Raw genomic sequence first — 15,957 nt, 5'->3', positions numbered from 1 at the left:
GTCATGCGTTTGTTTAACCGTTTGTTGAAATAAAGTTAAAACTTGAGCGTAAAGGTAACACCTTTTGCCCAAATGCCATGACTGTGGGGGAGTGGTTCTATGTGAGGCGACAGGTGCAAGCTGATGTCGTCGCTGAAATCGAAGCCTGCCAGATGGGCATCTACAATGGCATCGGCAATATTCAAGCCGTAGGTGAGGATGCCCACCAATATAAGCAACTCTTTGTTGCGGCGGGTGAAGCTGCGTAGATAACGGGTGCGGTTCAAATCCAGCTGGTTGGGGTTGCCGTTTAGGATGGTTTGTTTATACAGGTTGTCGAAGTATTGATAATAAGAGTCGTTCCAGTAAATGCCATAGGCGATGGCGCCTAAGGCAGCGTAAATCACTGGCACCTTCCAAGGTTTTTTATTATAGACCTGTCCCCAACCGGGCAAGACAGCAGAGCGCTTCGCTGCTTCGATAGGCGAAAAGGGGTTAGTCCCTATCTTTTCGATATAGGGCATGGCTGCTGTGGGTTGTGCCTGACGTAGGGCAGGCGCAGGGTGCACTTGCAGGCTATCGGTTTGTGCCCATCCGGCTTGCCAGCAGCAAGCAAGCAAACACAACACTACTAACCGGTGATTCATGGACATTGATTATATGTTGAGGATTTCGAGCAGGCGGTTGAGCTCGTCTATGGAAGTGAACGGTATTTTGATTTCCCCTCTATCGGGCGACTTACCGGTTTTGATTTGTATTTTGGTGCCAAAATGCGAGGACAAGCGTTGCTGTAGCTGCTTGAGTTCGGGTGTCAAGTCGCTACGGCTTGGTTTCTGGCTTGGTGAGGTTTTGGTTTGCACTGCCTGCACCAGCTGTTCCACTTGACGCACCGATAGCTTTTCGCTGATGATTTTTTGGTAAATGAAGAGTTGTTGGGCAGGGTTTTCGAGGCTTATCAGCGCGCGGGCATGCCCCATGCTCAGCAGTCCGTCGCGCAAGCCTGCTTGAATGTCGGGGGGTAATTTTAACAGACGCAAATAGTTGGTTACAGTAGAGCGCTTCTTGCCCACACGCTCGCCCAGTTCTTCCTGTTTCAGCCCACATTCGGTAATGAGGCGTTGATAACTCAGGGCTATTTCTATAGGGTTGAGGTCTTGGCGCTGGATGTTTTCAATCAGTGCCATCTCCAGCATTTGCTGGTCGTTGGCGGTACGCACATAAGCAGGCACGCTTGTAAGCCCTGCCAGCTGTGAGGCTTGCCAGCGACGTTCGCCCGAAATGATTTGATACTTGCCGTCTTCTAAGCGTCGTACAGTAATGGGTTGTATGATGCCGTGCACCTTGATGGACTCAGCAAGCTCTTGCAGCGCCTCGGGGTCAAAATCCTGGCGTGGCTGAAAGGGGTTGGGTTCGATAGAGCTAATTGGGATTTCTTGTATGCTGTCTTGTTTTGGGTTGGTAGAAGGGGTGGTTTGCTGCATTGCGTCGCTGTCGGAGAGCAGCGCGCCCAGCCCTCTGCCTAATCCTTTTTTGCGTTTATTCATCGTCACTTTTGTGCTTTAGGACTTTTCGCCTTCAAAGGTAATTGATTCTTTTCTAATATTTCCTTTGCAAGAGCTAAATATGATTCGGCGCCTTTGCTGGCGGGGTCATACATGATGACTGGTAGCCCGAAACTGGGCGACTCACTCAGCCGCACGTTACGCGGAATGACCGTATCGAAGACCATCTCTTTGAAATGCTGCTTCACGTCTTCAATGACTTGATTCGACAGGCGGACACGCAGGTCATGCATGGTCAGCAAGATGCCTTCTATCTGCAGGGCAGTGTTGAGGCGTGCCTGTATGATTTTGATGGTATTGAGCAGCTTGCCCAAGCCTTCCAAGGCGAAGTACTCGCACTGCACGGGTACCACCACCGAGTCGGCAGCCGTAAGGGCATTCACGGTGATAAGCCCCAACGAGGGCGAACAGTCTATCAATATGAAGTCGTAGCTGTTGCGTATGGGTTCAATTGCCTGCCGCATCTTTACTTCCCTTTCTGCGAGGTTAATCATCTCTACTTCGGCACCCACCAGGTCGATGTGAGAAGGCACAATATAAAGATTGGGCACTTGCGAAGGCATGATGGCACCTTGGATATCCACGCCGTCAACCATGCATTCGTAGATGCTGTTTTCTACTTCGCGGGGGTTGAGCCCCAGACCCGAAGTGGAGTTGGCTTGGGGGTCGGCATCGATAACCAATGTTTGATATCCTAAGTGTGCCAGGCTGGCAGCCAAGTTGATGGCGGTGGTAGTTTTGCCTACACCACCCTTCTGATTGGCGATAGCTATCACTTTTCCCATGAAGATTCCGGTTTTAATAAGCGAAAAGTACAGATAAATTCTTGCATTTAAAAGCAAAACGGTATTTTCGTTACAGTGAGTTGTTTTTTACGAATAAAATATGCAGATTTAGCATTAAATATACGCCTTTGTTGAAATCAAGGATACAATTAAACTTTTTAAAAATCTCTCATATGGTACGCAAAATCTTATCGTTTATTGTTTTGGCTGCTTTCTTGGCTGCCTGTGGTGGGCAGTCTGAAAAAGGCGCCCCAAAGAAAGTCTTCCGTTACAATCAAACGGGGGGATTGAAGTCGCTTGACCCGGCATTTGCTAACAACCGGGCAACGGTATGGGCAACCACCCAGATTTACAACGGCTTGTTCGAGATGGACGAAAGCCTGCACCCCATGCCAGCACTGGCAAACACATGGAGCATCTCAGAAGATGGTAAAACCTACACCTTCATCATCAAGAAAGGAGTTTATTTTCATGACGACCCTTGTTTCCCCGAGGGAAAAGGGCGGGAGCTGAAAGCCTCGGACTTTGTCTATTCGTTCAAGCGAATCATGTCGCCAGCAACCGCCAGCACCGGACGCTGGGTGTTCGAAGGCAAAGTGTTGACCAACCCCGACGGCACCTTATCCGACTCGGCATTCATTGCTTTGGACGACTACACCCTGCAAATTCGCTTAAAAGAGCCTTTCCCGCCATTCTTAGACCTGCTGACAGTGCCCTATACTTATGTGGTGCCCCAAGAGGCAGTAGAATACTACAAAGACGACTTCCGCAGCCACCCCGTGGGTACTGGTCCGTTTAAGTTCAGAGAATGGAAAGAAGGCGAAAGCCTGGTGCTGGAGAAAAACCCCAATTACTGGAAAGCCAAAGAGTTGGGTAAGGATATACCCTATTTAGATGCTGTGCAGGTGCGTTTTATTGAAGACCCCAACCAAGCATTTCGCGAGTTTCAAGCTGGCAACTTAGACTTCATCACCGGTTTACCGGAAAATGCCAAAGACATTTTAGACGCACAGGGCAACGTAAAACCTGAATTTGCAGCGAAGTTTAATGTTGAAAAAGCCGATTATCTCAATACCGAATACATAGGTTTTCAGATGAACCCCGAAAACTATGTGGAGCCGGAAAAGCATCCTTTCCTCAAAAAAGAGTTCCGGCAGGCGCTGGCTTATGCTATAGACCGTAACGAATTGATTTATTCGCTGCGCAATGGTTTGGGCAAGCCGGGCACTGCAGGTATTGTACCCATAGGCATGCCTTCGTTCGATTCTTCGGTGGTGAAAGGTTATCATTACAACCCAGAAAAGGCACGTGAGTTGCTCAAAGCTGCCGGTTACCCGAACGGCGAAGGCTTAGAAAAATACCAACTGAAGCTTGCGACCTATTCTACTGACCTCAATATTGCGGAGTTCATACAAAAACAATGGGAGAATATAGGCGTGAAAGTGGAAATAGAAACCGCACAATTCTCTACACATCAGCAGCGTGTGGACAATGGTAAGGTGAACCTATTCCGTGGCTCGTGGTTAGCAGACTATCCTGATGCCGAGAACTATCTGGCTATGTTTTACAGCAAGTATTTGTCGCCCGCAGGACCCAACAAAACCCACTTTATCAACCGCACCTATGACAGTCTGTATGTGGCTGCCATGTATGTGAAAGAAAACGCAGAGGACCACTTTAAGCGCTATTCTATTTATCACCAGATGGAAAAACTCATCCTGGAAGAGTGCCCAGTAATCATCCTGTATTACGATGACGTGTTGCGTATGTCGCAAAAAAATGTGACCGGTTTGCGCATCAATCCTATGAATATTTTGAGTTTGGAAGAGGTAGATTTCATGAACCCCAACTAAAATTAAGGTGGTCATGGAAATAGCGAGGTTATAGTGCTTGCTTCTGTCGTGGCAGCTGCAAAGCGCCGGCTTTGTAAAGGCTCGGCGCTTTGTTTATATTCGATGCGTTTTGGCTTTGATTGCGCTTGATATGATGCTTCAGGTAGGGATTAAACGTTTGTTGATTGCTTTTTTCCTCATCTTGATGAGTTTTGTGGTGGGTACACTTGCCTACCAGCTGATAGAGGGCTATACGCTTTCGGAAGCCTTCTATATGACTGTCATTACTTTTTCTACCGTAGGTTATACAGAAGTACGCCCTTTGTCGGAAGAAGGGCGCCTGTTTACTTCTCTTTTCATTGTATTCAACTTATTGGTTGCCGGTTTTGGGATATCTACGCTCACTTCCTTCTTCTTTGAAGGAGAAATCCAAAAACTATTTTATAGCTTAGGTGTCAGCAGAAACGTACGCAAAATGAACAATCATGTGATAGTATGCGGCTATGGACGCAACGGTGTTAAGGTATGTGAAGAACTGCTTAAGGCAAAGCGCGATTTCGTCATCATAGAACACGACCCTAAGATAAGTCGCCCTGTATTTGGCAAAGATGTACGTTTTGGGTATATCTTGGGCGATGCTACCCTCGACGAAACACTCAAAGAAGCACGCATAGAGCATGCTGCCGCCATTGTCATCACCTTGCCCAAAGATGCCGAAAATGTATTCATCACTTTGACTGCCCGAGAGTTGAACCCCCGTATTTTCATTGTAGCGAGGGCATCGGAAGAATCCTCTGAGCGCAAACTGTACCGTGCCGGTGCCAATCGGGTGGTGATGCCCGACCACATCGGAGGTATCCATATGGCTCAAACGGTCACCAAACCTTATGTAATAGAATTCCTTGATTTGCTTTCGGGCGTTGGCGATACTCGCCTTGATTTGGAAGAAGTGCGCGGCTATTGGCTGCATTCTGATGTAATAGGCAAGTCGTTGGCAGAATTGAATATACGAAGTGCCACAGGGGGGGCAGTGGTGTTGGCATTGCGTGAAGGTGGGCAGTTTGTTTTCAATGTTGACCCACACCGCCCTATCCGCAAAGAAGATGTGTTGATTATTTTGGGATTGCCCGAGCATTTAAAGAAATTTGAAGAACTCTACATGCAGGAGAAGCACTTTACTTTTTGAAAAGATACCCTGCGAGGCGCCCCACTGACCTCTCGCAGGGCGTTTTTATTAAGATTTCAGTAAGCTTAAGAGTTGCTCATGCGCCGCTGACACCTCGTGTACAGGCAGCAAGCAGCTTTTGTCCACGCACACATAACAGGTAGTTAATCCGTTTATGGCTTTCCGTTCTTTCAAGTTGGGCAGCATGCTGTTTTTACCGTCATTTTCGCAGCTACCCATCCAAAGAGCGTGGGGTAGGTAATAGACACTCAGCTGCTTGCGCATTTCAAGGGCTTGATTGCCTACAATTGCCACTTCGGCGGTGGGGCGCACATAGTGTAGCCACAGGTGTGCCCAATGTGCCAAATAGCGCACCTCTGTTTGAAGCATAGGGCTGACAGTAGCCAGCAGGCGTTGTGCCTGCTGTTGCCATGCTTCCTTTTCGAGTAGGATGCCCAAGTAAAACAGATTGTGTGCCATTACTGCATTTTCGGAGGGAATGACGCTGTCGAAGAGGTTGCTTTTATTGGCAATGAGGTCCTTGCTGTGGAGGGGTGCCATGCGATAAAGCCCTTCTTCATCCAAGAAAAGAGATTGGGCTTGTTCGAGTAATATTTGTGCTTTTGACAGGAACCGCTCATCGAAAGTAACTTGGTAAAGCGCTATGTAGGCAGCAATCACATGGGCGTAGTCTTCTGCCAAACCATGCCCTTTGGCTTGTCCTTCTTGGTAGCTGTGATAGAGCATGCCTTGCGTATTCAGCTTTTCATCTATGAATTTTGCTACTCGCAAAGCAGTATTTTTGAACTCTTCCTGTCCAAAGGCATTGTATGCTTCGCATAGTCCTTTGATGAGCAGGGCATTCCATGCAGTCAATATTTTGGTGTCGCGAGCGGGTGGGGTGCGTAGGGCGCGCACGTGCAACAGGCGCTGGAGCATGCTGTGCAGGTGGCGAAATTCTTTTTCATCGGCAGGCAGGCGGTGCATACGCAGCACATTTTTGCCTTCTTCCCAGTTGCCGCTGGGCTGCAGGTCGAATACTTCTGTGAAGGCGTCGAAATCGTCTTTTAGAACATCCAGCACTTCCTCATAACGCCACACATAATATTTGCCCTCTTCGCCTTCGGAGTCGGCATCCAGCGCGGCATAATAGACACCTTCGGGGCTTAGTAGCTCGCGGTTCAGAAAATCGAAGGTGCCGAAAACCACTGCTGCCTTATATGCTTCGGGCTGCAAGCGATAGCTTTGAGCGTAAAGCCCTATGAGTTGGGCATTGTCGTAGAGCATCTTTTCGAAATGAGGCACATGCCAACGGCTGTCCACCGAGTAGCGGGCAAAGCCACCGCCCACGTGGTCGTAGAGCCCACCCATGTACATGGCTTGCAGGCTGCGCTCGGTGTGTTGCAGCAGCGATGTTTGCTTGAGGGCAACACCCGCATAAAGCATGAACTCATACACACAAGGAGTGGGGAATTTGGGAGCGCCCGAAAAACCACCATGCAGGGTGTCGAAGGCTGCTTCGAGACGGTGCAGGCTTGCCTGCATGGCTGCTTCGGTGGGCAGCTGTTTGTCTTTTCGCAACCCGAAACGCTGCGAGAGACTTTGCTGCAGAGCATGGCTCAGCTTGGCAGCGGCTTCTTCTAAGGCTTGGCGCTCGGTTTTGAAGGCTTTTACTACATTGAGCAGCAGTTGCTTCCATGTTTGGGGTGGAAAATAGGTGCCACCATAAAAGGGGCGGCGGTCGGGGAGTAGAAATACATTGAGTGGCCAGCCGCCGGGCAAGCCCATCGCCTGTACGGCATCCATATAGATGGCGTCGAGGTCGGGGCGTTCTTCTCTGTCCACTTTGATATTGATAAAGTGGGCATTCATGAGGTCGGCTATCTCTTGGTTTTCGAAGCACTCGCGCTCCATCACATGGCACCAATGGCAGGTAGAATAGCCGATGCTCAACAGGATGGGTTTTTGCAGTTTCTCTGCCAGTTCGAGGCTTTCTTTGCCCCAAGGCATCCATTGCACGGGATTGTAGGCGTGTTGGCGCAAATAGGGGCTGGTTTCGTGTATCAGCGCATTGGGGGTTCGCTTGCTTTGTGAACTCATGAGGTAAAAAACGTTTTTTGAGAAAACACTTGGACAAGTTAAATAGTGCGCCAAAAGAGAAAGCTGGGGACGGCTGTTTGCGAACGCCTTGAAATATGTAGTTTTGCACAAGGTCTAATAAAAGCCGACACCATGACACATGTTGAGTTGTTTACGTTCAATCCTTTTTCAGAGAACACGTATGTGGTGTATGACAAGCAGAGCCGTGAGGCAGTCATCATAGACCCGGGTTGTTGGGAAGCTGCCGAGCGCCAAAGTCTGATGCAATACATACAAGAACAGCGACTGCAAGTAAAGGCAGTCTGGAATACGCACTGCCATCTGGACCACGTATTTGGCAATCGCTGGGCAACCGACACCTTCGAAGTGGGCTTGTGGGCACATGCTCAAGAGCAGTTCAACTTAGACAATATGGCGATGGTGTGCACTTACTTTGGCATCCCGCCTTTTGACCCGGGCAGTATAGACCACCCTTTGAAAGAAGGCATGCAGTTGGTGGTGGGCAATGCCGTTTTTGAAGTACTTTTTACACCGGGGCACTCGCCCGGTCATGTGGTTTTCTACAATGCCGCCGAGGGCTATTGCATCAATGGCGATGTACTTTTCCGAATGAGCATAGGGCGCACCGACCTGCCCGGTGGCGACCATCTCACGCTTTTGCGTTCTATCCGTGAAAAGTTGTTTGTGCTTCCCGACGACACCCTGATATATACTGGGCATGGCGAGCCCACTACCATAGGTTTTGAAAAGCAGCACAATCCGTTTTTGAATGGGATGTATAGTTAGGTTGGCAGGGGTGCCCTTCATCATTTGCGTTTGGTCAGTCCACGCAGAATATTCACCACTGGGCTGCCGGTAGTGGCTGCCGTCGGGAAAATACCCTCTTGTGCGGCACGTACCTGCTCTACGGTATAGAACGCCTTGGGGTGGTAATGACGCAGGCGCTCGATGAAGCGGGGCAGGCGCTTGCGCTCTACTACCGAGAAAAGAATTTTTACATTGCCACGGCTGCCGCGAGCATCCACTAAGGTATAGCCGAAACCTTCGTTGCTGAGAGCAGTCAGCAGCGAAGGGTTCAATTCTGGTAAAATGGCACGTACAATGAGCATGCCCACCGCCAACTTACCTTCGATGAGCATGCCCACGAAAGTGCCCGTAGCATAGCCGCCGGCGTAAGCCACATAAGAAATGGGGTTGTTTATGTATTGAAATATTTGCCCGATAGCCAACAGCCATATCAGCGATTCGAAGAAGCCCAAAAAAGTAGCTATTTTGCGCTTGCCGTTCATGACAAACATAATGCGCACAGTGGCAATGGATACGTCGCTTACCCTTGCTAAGAAAATCATGGCGGGCAATACAAACCAACGAAACTGTTCGGAGCTAATACCGAAGTGTTCGATAAAGAAAGATTCCATAGCGGTCTGCTCGTTTTGATGCTGCAAAGAAAGGGCTTTTGATGGGGTGATAACAATTTTTTTAATGGCTAAAAGTTGCCATGTTCGGGCACGACAGCTCTTTCTGGGTTACATCCAGCGGCGGGCGGCTTGCCAGTCAAACAATCTCGCCTTTTTCCATGCCTGCTTTGATGTTGCTAAGCATCACTTCGGTCATGCGGTCTAGGTCATAAGCCGGCTGCCAGCCCCAGTCTTGGCGTGCAGCGCTGTCGTCGATGCTTTGAGGCCAAGAGTCGGCGATTGCCTGCCGGAAGTCGGGTTGGTATTCTATGGTGAAATCCGGGATGTGTTTTTGAATGGAAGCGGCTATTTCGCGCGGGCAGAAGCTCATTCCATGCAGGTTATAGCTGGTGCGCACCTTGATTTTGTTGGCATCGGCATGCATTAGCTCCAGGGTGGCGCGCACGGCATCTTCCATGTACATCATGGGGAGATAGGTGTCTTCTTTCAAGAAACAAACAAAATGCTTTTGGAAAAGCGCTTTGTGATAAATCTCTACGGCGTAGTCGGTGGTGCCACCGCCGGGCATCGATTTATAGCCGATAAGTCCCGGGTAGCGCAGGCTGCGCACGTCCACACCCCAACGGTTGAAATAATATTGGCACCAGTTTTCGCCTGCTTGCTTACTGATGCCATAAACTGTGGTGGGTTCCATAGAGCAGTGTTGGGGGGTGTTTTGGCGCGGAGTGGTAGGACCAAAGACTGCAATAGAGCTGGGCCAATATACTTTAGCAATCTTGAACTCTATGGCGGCATCCAGCACATGGAGCAGCCCTTGCATATTTAGCTGCCAAGCGTGCTTGGGGTGTTTTTCACCCGTAGCCGACAACATGGCTGCCAAATGATAAATCTGTGTGATTTTGTGTTTTTGAATCACTTCGGCAAGGGCTTTGGGGTTGAGTACATCTAGTTTTTCGAAGCGAGGGAACAGCTGCTTACGTCTTTCATCGGGGTTGCGCACGTCGGAAGCCAGCACGTGTGCTTCGCCGTAGATATTTTGCAAGCTGGCTACCAGTTCGGTACCCAATTGCCCGGCTGCGCCAATCACCAATATATTGTCTTGTGTCATAGAAGATAGGTTGTCTTGAACAATTTCTTTAAGTTTGTGCAAAGTTAGCATTTAAAGTAAAAATTGAATAATTTCATGGCACAGACGCAGCCGCTGAGTTTAGAAGAGTTTTTGCAAAAGAAAAAAATAGACGTGGTCGCTTTGAGCAAGCACATGCCGGAGCTCTGGAATGAGTGGCAAGCGCTGTGGCAGGAGATGAGTCCGCAGAGCTTTGACGCCCAAAAGAAATTTTTGTTCAACCGTCTGCGTCGTCGCTTTCCGCTTTCTGCCTCTGTATCTTCAACATAAACCTACGATAAAACATGTACGGAAAAATACAAGAACACCTGCAAAAAGAACTGCAATCGATTCGTGAAGCAGGTCTCTTTAAAGAAGAGCGCATCATCAGTTCGCCTCAAGGTGCCGAAATTACCCTTAAAGATGGGCGCAAAGTGTTGAACTTCTGTGCCAACAACTATTTGGGGCTTTCGTCGCATCCGAAGGTAATAGAAGCCGCCAAGCGGGCTATCGACACTCATGGCTTTGGCATGTCATCGGTGCGTTTTATCTGTGGCACCCAAGACATTCACAAAGAGCTGGAAGAGAAGATATCGGCTTTTTTAGGTACCGAAGACACCATCCTTTACGCTGCCGCTTTCGATGCCAATGGTGGGGTGTTCGAGCCGCTCTTTGGTCCCGAAGATGCCATCATTTCCGATGAATTGAACCACGCTTCCATCATCGATGGCATACGTTTGTGCAAGGCACAGCGCTTCCGCTATAAACACAACGACATGGCAGACTTGGAAGCCAAGCTGCGGGAAGCCCAAAGCGCCCGTTTCCGTATCATCGTTACCGACGGGGTGTTCTCTATGGACGGTACCATCGCCCAATTGGATAAAATTTGTGAACTGGCAGAAAAATACGATGCGCTGGTGATGATAGATGAGTGCCATGCCACCGGCTTCATGGGCAAGACCGGACGCGGCACGCACGAGTACCGCAATGTGATGGGGCGCATCGACATCATCACCGGCACTTTGGGGAAAGCATTGGGCGGTGCTTCTGGCGGCTTTACCTCCGGACGCAAAGAAATCATCGAGATGCTGCGTCAGCGCTCACGTCCTTATCTTTTCTCCAACGCTTTGGCACCGGCTATCGTGGGGGCTTCTATTGCGGTCTTTGACCTGCTGAGTGAGACCACCGAGTTGCGCGACAAGCTCGAGTACAATACCAAGTATTTCCGTAAAAAGATGACCGAAGCCGGCTTCGACATCAAGCCGGGCGAGCACCCCATCGTGCCCATCATGCTTTATGATGCTGTGTTGGCGCAGAAGTTTGCCAACCGCCTTTTGGATAAGGGCATCTATGTGATAGGCTTCTTCTATCCGGTAGTACCGCAAGGGCAGGCGCGCATTCGTGTGCAGCTGTCGGCTGCTCATGAACAAGAACACCTCGACAAAGCCATTCATGCTTTTGTGGAAGTAGGGCAGGAGCTGGGCGTATTGAAGGCTTCTGTTTAAATCCTGTTTAAACAAAACAGACAGAAGGGCTTGCCGGCTCTTCCGTCTGTTTTTGTCGTTTCGGGTGTAGGTGAACAAATTTCTTTTGTTTCTTGTGCCTTGCTTTGATGAGATTCAGGTTTTTTACCGCGCTTACGCTCCGTTCGAAACCACAGCTTATGTGCATCCAATATAGTTGGAATGGGCTCACAGTCTTTTGATAGAGGGCTTCAGGGCATCCATTCGAAAAGGCGGTAGTGCCCGTCGTCCATTCCCAAAGCACGATAGGTGGCAATGGCTGCTTCGTTGTTTTGTTCTACATACAAGCGGATACCGCAAAACTGCTTGTTTTCTTGCACTTGCTTTTGAGTGAAGGCATAGAACTGTCGAAACACCCCGCGTCGGCGGTATTCGGGCTTTACATACACCGATTGAATCCAGATGACATAGGCATTGCGCCAATCGCTCCATTCATAGGTGTGCATCATGCAGCCGGCAACCTCATTGCCATGCAGGGCTATGTAGTATTTGCCTTTGGTAGGGTTTTCCAAAACGGCTTTGATGCCTTCATAGAGTGTTTTTTGTGAGAGCTCCATGCCTTCGCTTTCCTTTGCCATTGCTTGCTGAAAGGCAATCAAAAGGTCTAAGTGCTCAGGCAAGGCGGTTTGAATACGGCATTTAAGCTCCGGGTTCATTCCTCGTTTCATCGGGTGATTTTGCTTCATCCGATTTTTGATTTTTAGCTGTTTGAAAAATTCCTGTAAGTACTTCCTGTAAGATGTTTTGCAGCTCTTCTTGTGCTTGGCGCAATTCTTCGAAGAGCTGGGCATTGCGCGGGCGCTTGCTTTGAAAAGCTTCTTCAATAAGGTCTTTCAGATGCGGCAGTTTCTTGGCAATGAGCTCTTCCAAATCGAATGTTATCTCCACATTGATTTCCTGTGCGTCGGCGTCTTCTTTCACTTTTTGCCGTGTCTGCTCATATAGCTTTTCTTTGGCTTCTTGGATGGCTTCTTCTTGCAACGTCAGCAGCTGTTTCTGCTCTTTGGCGTATTGCTTGGCAAGCTGCTTGGCGGCAGCTTTTATTTCTTTTTTCATGTGCTCGGTGAGGTGTTCATTTTCTCCGGCAAGCACTGCGGTGATGGCTTGCTCCAATTTTTTGCGTAGTGCTTTTTTGTCGAATTGGTTTGAGTGGCTCATGATAGGTCGTTTTTTCAGTTTTCGTCAGGTGGTGGGGCATTCTGAATACCGAAGCGGGCAGCACGTTGCTCCCAACTTTTACGTGCCCATTGCTGGAGGTCTTCTATATTATCCAGCTCGTCCATGATTTCGGTACCCAAGAGGGTTTCTACACAATCCTCCATGGTGACAAGACCGGCTACGCCACCGTACTCGTCCACTACGATGGCAATATGCTCGCGTTCTTGCATGAATTTGTTGAATATCTCGGGTAAGGTTAGCGTATCATGAATGAAAATGATATCTCTTTTCAATGAAACCAGCGGCTCGTTTTCCTTTTGGTTGATGATATGCTCAAGAATTTCGCTTTTCAACACATAGCCAGTGATGTTGTCGATGTTTTCACGAAAAATGGGGATGCGGGAGAAACGCAACTTAGGATGTTTTACGTAAAAATCCCGGATGAGGGTGTTTTCGTCGGCTGCCAGCATCACGGTGCGCGGCGTCATGATGTCCGACACCCTGATGCTGTTGAGCTGCAGCAGGTTCTTGATGATTTGGAACTCCTCTTTGCGGAAGATGCCTTCTTTGGCACCTACTTCGGTCATGGCAAAAAATTCAGCCCGGCTAAAAACGCTTTGTTGTTTATTGCGTTTGAGTAGGCGGGTGATGAAACCCGTCATCCACACCAAAGGCGACATAATAAAGGTGATGCCCCGGAGGGTAGCCACAGTAAAACTGGCAAGGCTTTGGGCATAGCTGGCACCAATGGTTTTGGGTATGATTTCTGAAAACACCAAGATGGCAATGGTGAGTCCGCCCGAAAAAATCAGCGGTGAGGTTTCGGGAAAGAGCACACTGGCTTGCACGCCTACGCCGGAAGCACCAATGGTGTTGGCGATGGTGTTGAGCGAAAGGATAGCTGCCAGCGGGCGGTCAATGTCGGTTTTCATGGCTTTTAGGTGGCGGGCAAATGCTTTGCCTTCTTGTAGCTTCATTTCTACGAACGACTCCGGTATGCTTAGCAGGGAAGCCTCCATTAAGGAACAAAGGAATGAGGTGAGTAGTGTAAGTAAAACATAAGAGATTAACACTTCCATGGATATTATTCTTTACTTGGTTTTTTAGCATTGTGCTCATGAATGGTGGCTTCATAGGCATGGTCTATATGCAAAGCACCGTGCTGGGCAGCCTGCACAGCCAAGCAGTCGCAACGCTCATTTTCGGCATGCCCTGCATGCCCCTTGACCCACACAAAACGCACTCGGTGTTTTTGTAGAAGTGGCAAGAGCTGCTTCCACAAATCGGCGTTGGCGGTGTTTTTAAAACCGCGCTGTTGCCATTTCTTTAGCCATCCTTTTTCTATGGCATTTACCACATACTGCGAGTCGGAATAGACAACCACCTGCCAGCCACTGCCTTTGATTTGTTTGAGTGCTTCAATTACAGCCAGCAGTTCCATGCGGTTGTTGGTAGTAAGTCGGAAGCCTTTGGAGAATTCTTTTTCATGTTGTTTGTAGCGCATGATGACGCCATAACCTCCGGGACCCGGGTTGCCCAGCGATGCGCCGTCTGTATAAACTTCTATGATTTCTTGCGAAGACATGCTGTAAGCAGCGCTTTAGGCAGGCATGAAATAGTGTATGTTGTTTTTGAATATCTTGATAGCGATAGCCAACAGCAATATACCGAATACTTTTCGAAGAATGTTGGTGCCGGCAACGCCCAAGCGCGTTTCCAACCATGCCGAGGCTTTTAAAACCACATACACCAGTAATAGGTTAATGACAATGCCGATGAGAATCACGGGGCGCTCATATTCGGCACGCAGAGAGATGAGCGTAGTCATGGTGCCGGCGCCGGCAATCAGCGGAAACGCCAAAGGCACAATTGCCGAGGTTTTGGCATCGCCGGTGTCTTTGAAGAAATGAGCGCCCAGTACCATCTCCATGCCAATCAGGAAGATAATAATAGAACCAGCAATAGAGAATGACTGAATGTCCACACCTAAAAAGTGGAGTAGGAGGTCGCCATAATACAAGAAAACGACCATAATAAAGCCTGCCACAAGGGTGGCTTTGGCAGCATCCAGTTCACCTGCTTTCTTGCGCAGGTCTATGATGATAGGGATGGAGCCCAAAATGTCAATCACTGAAAATAAAACCAGCGAGACGGTAAGTACATCTTTCCAATAAAGGTGTTCCATAGCCATTGTTTTAAAGTTAAAGGTGATATTGTAAGGTATGTTTAAACGCTTTGAAAGGTAGAAAAAACATCTAACAGTTGTTGAAAATGAGTATCGGGGATTGCCGGGAAATTGGCAATACGGAAGCTGTGGTTTTTCCATTGACCATAGCCATTGCCTATGTATATGCTCCTTTTCAGTGCATGCTGCTTGAAGGCTTGCACCTGTGTGGGCTCCCCTTGCACGCCTATGACCGTTACCGAGCGGTTGGAGGCGTTGGCTACCAGTGGCTGCCACAAAGAATGTTCTTCAAAGAAGTGATACCACGTCTTGGCGCGCTGCCGCAGCTTCAAATCTATTTCAATTATGTGGGGAATGTGTTCGAGCACACGCATCAGCAGGTATATGTTCAGCACGTTGGGGGTATAGGTGGTTTGGTTTTTTTCCATTTTTTCGAGCATGTAGGAAAGGCTGTTGTAACGCCCGCTTTCGCCAATTTCATGTACACGTGCTACTGCCCTTGGCGACAAACACATAATGCCTAAGCCGGCGGGTAAGCCGAAACACTTCTGCACGGAAGCATACCATATGTCTGCCTGTGTCCAAGGGAGCACTACGCCGCCCATAGAAGAGGTAGCATCGACCGACAAGAGCGCATCGGGGAATTGCTCGTGTAGCTGCGACAGAAAGAGGGCAGGCAGGGTAGTGGCGTTTGATGTTTCATTGTGGGTGATGGCTATCAACTCGCTGTCGCTGGGTATTTGCTCAAGTAGGTGGCAAGGGTCATCGTTCAGCTCAAAAGCCAAGCCTGTGGCTGCCGGGTGCAGGTGCTGGGTATAGGCAAAACAACGCTCGCCAAAGGCACCACTATACAGGTGGGTGCTGCGCTCACGGATGAGCGATTGCGCAATCACCTCCCATGATTCTGTAGCTGAAGAAAGGAAGAGCAAAGCGTAGTTTGCCGGCAGGTCGAGCTTTTGCTGTATGAGCAGGCGGCAGCGTGCTACCATTTCTTCGAAAGCTTTGCTGCGGTGGGGCAGACTCAAAATACCCTTTGCATAAGCCTCTTGCAATGCCTCTTGCAGCAGGCTGTACACTTGGGCAGGTCCCGGGTTGAATGTAATAGGAGGGTTCATAGAGTTGTGAGCTAAAGCATTTTTGTAGAG

Annotated in this window: 17 protein-coding genes; 5 read left to right on the top strand and 12 right to left on the bottom strand. The window is 49.0% G+C overall.

All coding sequences use genetic code 11. From position 1 onward, the window contains the following. Positions 1 to 35: 35 nt before the first annotated feature. Genes FHS56_RS03465 through FHS56_RS03455 form a run of 3 tightly spaced genes read right to left on the bottom strand, consistent with a single transcriptional unit; the run spans position 36 to position 2,326 of the window. Positions 36 to 626 (bottom strand): DUF5683 domain-containing protein, encoded by a 591-nt coding sequence (locus FHS56_RS03465; RefSeq protein WP_166918475.1) that lies wholly within the window; start codon positions 624 to 626, stop codon positions 36 to 38. 9 nt (positions 627 to 635) lie between these two features. Beyond that, positions 636 to 1,523, bottom strand: a complete 888-nt coding sequence (locus FHS56_RS03460; protein ID WP_166918474.1) for a ParB/RepB/Spo0J family partition protein — start codon at positions 1,521 to 1,523, stop codon at positions 636 to 638. A gap of 2 nt (positions 1,524 to 1,525) precedes the next feature. After that, positions 1,526 to 2,326 (bottom strand): ParA family protein, encoded by an 801-nt coding sequence (locus tag FHS56_RS03455; protein WP_166918473.1) that lies wholly within the window; start codon positions 2,324 to 2,326, stop codon positions 1,526 to 1,528. A gap of 173 nt (positions 2,327 to 2,499) precedes the next feature. Here FHS56_RS03455 and FHS56_RS03450 point away from each other — a divergent pair, with 173 nt between their 5' ends. Then, the gene (locus FHS56_RS03450) at positions 2,500 to 4,179 is read left to right on the top strand and encodes an ABC transporter substrate-binding protein (RefSeq protein WP_166918472.1); all 1,680 of its coding nucleotides are present in this window, start codon (positions 2,500 to 2,502) and stop codon (positions 4,177 to 4,179) included. A gap of 37 nt (positions 4,180 to 4,216) precedes the next feature. Next, on the top strand, positions 4,217 to 5,344 hold the full coding sequence (locus FHS56_RS03445) for a potassium channel family protein (RefSeq protein ID WP_243844133.1): 1,128 nt from the start codon (positions 4,217 to 4,219) through the stop codon (positions 5,342 to 5,344). Positions 5,345 to 5,392: 48 nt separating this feature from the next. On the opposite strand, the gene FHS56_RS03440 is transcribed toward FHS56_RS03445, so the two are convergent. Continuing rightward, positions 5,393 to 7,423, bottom strand: coding sequence for a thioredoxin domain-containing protein (locus tag FHS56_RS03440; protein ID WP_166918471.1), 2,031 nt, complete (start codon positions 7,421 to 7,423; stop codon positions 5,393 to 5,395). 132 nt (positions 7,424 to 7,555) lie between these two features. Between FHS56_RS03440 and FHS56_RS03435 the strand changes: the two genes are divergently transcribed. After that, positions 7,556 to 8,209, top strand: coding sequence for an MBL fold metallo-hydrolase (locus FHS56_RS03435; protein WP_166918470.1), 654 nt, complete (start codon positions 7,556 to 7,558; stop codon positions 8,207 to 8,209). Between the two features lie 20 nt (positions 8,210 to 8,229). On the opposite strand, the gene FHS56_RS03430 is transcribed toward FHS56_RS03435, so the two are convergent. Then, on the bottom strand, positions 8,230 to 8,841 hold the full coding sequence (locus FHS56_RS03430; protein ID WP_166918469.1) for a DUF2179 domain-containing protein: 612 nt from the start codon (positions 8,839 to 8,841) through the stop codon (positions 8,230 to 8,232). A gap of 136 nt (positions 8,842 to 8,977) precedes the next feature. Beyond that, a complete protein-coding gene (locus FHS56_RS03425; protein ID WP_166918468.1) occupies positions 8,978 to 9,949 on the bottom strand; it encodes an NAD-dependent epimerase/dehydratase family protein in 972 nt (323 codons plus the stop codon). Positions 9,950 to 10,024: 75 nt separating this feature from the next. Here FHS56_RS03425 and FHS56_RS03420 point away from each other — a divergent pair, with 75 nt between their 5' ends. Both FHS56_RS03420 and kbl read left to right on the top strand, forming a co-directional pair. Next, positions 10,025 to 10,237, top strand: coding sequence for a hypothetical protein (locus FHS56_RS03420; RefSeq protein ID WP_243844132.1), 213 nt, complete (start codon positions 10,025 to 10,027; stop codon positions 10,235 to 10,237). 14 nt (positions 10,238 to 10,251) lie between these two features. After that, positions 10,252 to 11,451 (top strand): glycine C-acetyltransferase, encoded by a 1,200-nt coding sequence (kbl, locus tag FHS56_RS03415; RefSeq protein ID WP_166918467.1) that lies wholly within the window; start codon positions 10,252 to 10,254, stop codon positions 11,449 to 11,451. Between the two features lie 209 nt (positions 11,452 to 11,660). Here the strand turns inward: kbl and FHS56_RS03410 are convergent, their stop codons facing one another. Genes FHS56_RS03410 through FHS56_RS03385 form a run of 6 tightly spaced genes read right to left on the bottom strand, consistent with a single transcriptional unit; the run spans position 11,661 to position 15,927 of the window. Continuing rightward, positions 11,661 to 12,137, bottom strand: coding sequence for a GNAT family N-acetyltransferase (locus FHS56_RS03410; protein WP_166918466.1), 477 nt, complete (start codon positions 12,135 to 12,137; stop codon positions 11,661 to 11,663). Then, the gene (locus FHS56_RS03405; RefSeq protein ID WP_166918465.1) at positions 12,109 to 12,627 is read right to left on the bottom strand and encodes a hypothetical protein; all 519 of its coding nucleotides are present in this window, start codon (positions 12,625 to 12,627) and stop codon (positions 12,109 to 12,111) included. The genes FHS56_RS03410 and FHS56_RS03405 overlap by 29 nt, the downstream gene beginning before the upstream one ends. 14 nt (positions 12,628 to 12,641) lie before the next feature. Then, positions 12,642 to 13,706: a hemolysin family protein gene (locus FHS56_RS03400; RefSeq protein ID WP_166918464.1), complete on the bottom strand. Its 1,065-nt coding sequence runs from the start codon at positions 13,704 to 13,706 to the stop codon at positions 12,642 to 12,644. Between the two features lie 5 nt (positions 13,707 to 13,711). After that, on the bottom strand, positions 13,712 to 14,197 hold the full coding sequence (gene rnhA / locus FHS56_RS03395) for a ribonuclease HI (RefSeq protein WP_166918857.1): 486 nt from the start codon (positions 14,195 to 14,197) through the stop codon (positions 13,712 to 13,714). Between the two features lie 30 nt (positions 14,198 to 14,227). Further along, the gene (locus tag FHS56_RS03390; protein ID WP_394352644.1) at positions 14,228 to 14,818 is read right to left on the bottom strand and encodes a MarC family protein; all 591 of its coding nucleotides are present in this window, start codon (positions 14,816 to 14,818) and stop codon (positions 14,228 to 14,230) included. A 35-nt stretch (positions 14,819 to 14,853) separates the two neighbouring features. Further along, a complete protein-coding gene (locus FHS56_RS03385) occupies positions 14,854 to 15,927 on the bottom strand; it encodes an aminotransferase class V-fold PLP-dependent enzyme (protein WP_166918462.1) in 1,074 nt (357 codons plus the stop codon). Positions 15,928 to 15,957: the final 30 nt, after the last annotated feature.

The sequence above is a fragment of the Thermonema lapsum genome (assembly GCF_011761635.1).
GTDB lineage: Bacteria > Bacteroidota > Bacteroidia > Cytophagales > Thermonemataceae > Thermonema > Thermonema lapsum.
Note: the sequence above shows the minus strand (reverse complement) of the source record. Positions and strands in the feature narration are given on the sequence as shown.

Excerpts from the sequence above, each read along its gene's own strand:
- FHS56_RS03430 (WP_166918469.1), bottom strand. The coding sequence starts at position 8,841 with ATGGAATCTTTCTTTATCGAACACTTCGGTATTAGCTCCGAACAGTTT.
- FHS56_RS03435 (WP_166918470.1), top strand. The coding sequence starts at position 7,556 with ATGACACATGTTGAGTTGTTTACGTTCAATCCTTTTTCAGAGAACACG.
- FHS56_RS03390 (WP_394352644.1), bottom strand. The coding sequence starts at position 14,818 with ATGGCTATGGAACACCTTTATTGGAAAGATGTACTTACCGTCTCGCTG.
- FHS56_RS03455 (WP_166918473.1), bottom strand. The coding sequence starts at position 2,326 with ATGGGAAAAGTGATAGCTATCGCCAATCAGAAGGGTGGTGTAGGCAAA.
- kbl (WP_166918467.1), top strand. The coding sequence starts at position 10,252 with ATGTACGGAAAAATACAAGAACACCTGCAAAAAGAACTGCAATCGATT.
- FHS56_RS03405 (WP_166918465.1), bottom strand. The coding sequence starts at position 12,627 with ATGAGCCACTCAAACCAATTCGACAAAAAAGCACTACGCAAAAAATTG.
- FHS56_RS03450 (WP_166918472.1), top strand. The coding sequence starts at position 2,500 with ATGGTACGCAAAATCTTATCGTTTATTGTTTTGGCTGCTTTCTTGGCT.
- FHS56_RS03465 (WP_166918475.1), bottom strand. The coding sequence starts at position 626 with ATGAATCACCGGTTAGTAGTGTTGTGTTTGCTTGCTTGCTGCTGGCAA.
- FHS56_RS03410 (WP_166918466.1), bottom strand. The coding sequence starts at position 12,137 with ATGAAACGAGGAATGAACCCGGAGCTTAAATGCCGTATTCAAACCGCC.
- FHS56_RS03385 (WP_166918462.1), bottom strand. The coding sequence starts at position 15,927 with ATGAACCCTCCTATTACATTCAACCCGGGACCTGCCCAAGTGTACAGC.
- FHS56_RS03420 (WP_243844132.1), top strand. The coding sequence starts at position 10,025 with ATGGCACAGACGCAGCCGCTGAGTTTAGAAGAGTTTTTGCAAAAGAAA.
- FHS56_RS03460 (WP_166918474.1), bottom strand. The coding sequence starts at position 1,523 with ATGAATAAACGCAAAAAAGGATTAGGCAGAGGGCTGGGCGCGCTGCTC.
- FHS56_RS03400 (WP_166918464.1), bottom strand. The coding sequence starts at position 13,706 with ATGGAAGTGTTAATCTCTTATGTTTTACTTACACTACTCACCTCATTC.
- FHS56_RS03425 (WP_166918468.1), bottom strand. The coding sequence starts at position 9,949 with ATGACACAAGACAATATATTGGTGATTGGCGCAGCCGGGCAATTGGGT.
- FHS56_RS03440 (WP_166918471.1), bottom strand. The coding sequence starts at position 7,423 with ATGAGTTCACAAAGCAAGCGAACCCCCAATGCGCTGATACACGAAACC.